Origin of the sequence: Shewanella sp. SG44-6, from assembly GCF_014164185.1 — a bacterium.
Lineage (GTDB): Bacteria > Pseudomonadota > Gammaproteobacteria > Enterobacterales > Shewanellaceae > Shewanella > Shewanella vesiculosa.
Genome location: NZ_JACJER010000237.1, coordinates 1 through 2,667, shown reverse-complemented (window position 1 = coordinate 2,667; position 2,667 = coordinate 1). Strand labels below are relative to the sequence as shown.

Annotated in this window: 2 protein-coding genes; both read right to left on the bottom strand. The window is 40.8% G+C overall.

The genetic code is table 11. The annotated features are described in order from the left end of the window. Nucleotides 1-238 precede the first annotated feature (238 nt). Nucleotides 239-1,732, bottom strand: coding sequence for a methyl-accepting chemotaxis protein (locus H5185_RS21690; RefSeq protein WP_182722591.1), 1,494 nt, complete (start codon nt 1,730-1,732; stop codon nt 239-241). A 139-nt stretch (nt 1,733-1,871) separates the two neighbouring features. Then, on the bottom strand, nt 1,872-2,606 hold the full coding sequence (locus tag H5185_RS21685) for an ABC transporter substrate-binding protein (protein WP_124015391.1): 735 nt from the start codon (nt 2,604-2,606) through the stop codon (nt 1,872-1,874). Nucleotides 2,607-2,667: the final 61 nt, after the last annotated feature.

Below are 2,667 nucleotides of genomic sequence, written 5' to 3'. Positions count from 1 at the left end.
AAAATTCACGGGAAACCATAAAGTAGAAGCAACAATATATTAAGATTCGCAGCTGATTTTTTGATAAACATCGTTGTTAATTCTTGTTAACTCAAATGCTTATTAAGCAAAAATGACGTAGCCAACTCAATTGATGTCTCAATTGAGTTGGCTACGGCAACACCAAATGCTCTTAATTACACCATCATTATCACTCAGTATCGACTCAATAATTATCGCTGATTGATAAGGTTTAATATTATGCCTTGAACTGGTTAGTGAGTTGTTTTAAGTCCCGTGATGTCGACTCTAAATCTTCAGAGTTTTGATTCATTTCACTGAGCAGCGTAAGGTTGTCCTGACCAGAGGAGACAATACGATTGATATTGTGGGTTAAGTCTTCTGCCACGGTACTTTGTTGCTCTACTGCTGTTGCGATATGCGTCGCCATATCGGTAATTTGTTCAGTGGAGGTTAAAATTCTATTAATGGCTGTTCCCGAACTTTGGGCATTAACAACTGAAGCCTCACTTTTACTCTGACTATCAAGCATGACTTTAACGGCTGACTTAGCACCGGATTGCAGCTTGTTGATACCAGTTTGAATTTCAGCTGTACTTTGTTGGGTACGGCTAGCAAGGGCGCGTACTTCATCGGCCACAACCGCAAAGCCACGGCCTTGTTCCCCAGCTCTTGCGGCTTCAATCGCGGCGTTTAATGCCAGTAAGTTTGTTTGTTCTGCAATACTGCGGATAACATCTAAGATAGATACTATGTCTGTTACGTCCTTATCTAGCGAGTTGACCACAGCGGCGGCTTCCGTCAATTGGTTAGATAAATCATTAATAGAGTCGATAGAATGATTAATAATGTCAGATACTTGTTTAGCATCCATGTTGGCTTGAAGTGCAGAGTCGGCTGATAGTTGCACGCTGGTAGCGATTTCTTTGGCTGAGGCCGACATTTGTGTGATTGCTGCTGCGACTTGATCTGTTTCTAATTGCTGATCGTGTACATGACCACGACTGCTTTCTGCACCTGTGTGTACATTTCTCGCGGCTCGAAATACATCATCAACCGAGACTTGAATTGACTGCACGAGTATTTGAATTTTATCTACAAATAGATTAAATGAACTGGATACCTTGCCAATTTCATCTTCACGACTGACATTGAGCCTGCGGGTTAAATTGCCTTCGCCACTGGCGATATCTTCTAAGGCATTAGCGACATGGGTGAGTGGCCGAGTGATCAACTTACTAAAAAGAATAGACAGTGCGGTGACGAGAAAAATATCCAGCAATAGGCCTTTTAAAATTATTTTAAAGGCGAGTTCTGCGAGCTCGTCTTTAATACTGGTATCGTCGATGTATAACTTGACTGAACCTATCTCAGTAGCGGTCTCATCTTCCACATATTGCAATTTTATGGTTCTAAAATTAGCACTCATTTCCCCCTTGGATTGGGCTATCTGATCACCTTTATCGTTATGATAAGTTAAAAAAGCAACATCATCGGACTGCTGTTCTGAATCAAGTATCCGAGTCATTTGAGACTCGTCGTAATTCCAAACTGCGCTAGGAAGGCTTAACTGTAATCTTGAGGCGACTAAATCTAGTTGCACATCTTGTTTGTGTCGTAATTTTTCACTTTGAGCAAAATAGTCATACACCCCAAAGATCACCACTAAAAAGGTGACTGCGACTAAGGCTGCCATGATTAACTTAAAAGAAATTGATTTGAATAGCGTCATAAAATTACTCATTTTAACTTGAGTTCAATAACGCATCGTAATCTAGTTTATTACGATACTTTAAAATTATAGGTATCGATAACAGCGTCCGAATAAAGTCGGATCACATCGACACTTAATGTGCAGTACTGCTTCACTGTTACTTTAAATGCTCTGTCATGAGTGCATTAATATCAATTTTACTTAACCCTTGGTCATAGATATCTTGCCATTTCTTACCCTCAGCATCATTGCGAAATGCAATGTAAAGGTCTTTATTCATCAATAGCTTAGCGTTCATCTGAACCTGATCTTTATCCTTAGCGAGTTTGCTGCTATGGGTGAGCATGTAATTGAGAACGTTAGCGTCAATTACAGCTGCATCGATGCGGCCACCGAGGACTTTTTGTACGTTAATTTCATCTGATGTGACCACTTGAGGTTTGATCTCTTTACTGGCGATAAGTGCATCAAGTTCTTCTGTATTGACGTAATCTTGAACTACGCCCAGTTTATACTTGGAAAGATCGCTTACCTTAGCCCAGCTGATCGGTGACGATTTCTTTTCAACTAAACCTAGTGGACCTTGTCCCATGGGAGCAGAAAAAGTAAATTCGCTTGATTCATATAGGTATTCTGGAAAATACCCCACATATTGAGAGCCTGACTCTGAGGCTAATTTCACCGCACGGCTCCAAGGAAAAAAATCGACCACAAGCTCATGGCCCATGGCTGTAAATGCAGCTTGGGCAACAACCACACTGGCACCTTGATTTTCTAAGGTTTTTCCTGAATACGGCGCCCAATCTAATGAGGTAAGGTGCACGGTTTCAGCGTTTGCTGTACTGCCACCGATAGCGAATAATAATCCTAATATGGCATAGTTAAACTTCATAAAATCTCCTAGAAATGAAAGATGTAAATCAGAGTCAATAACACGTTAGTACCTTGAGAGG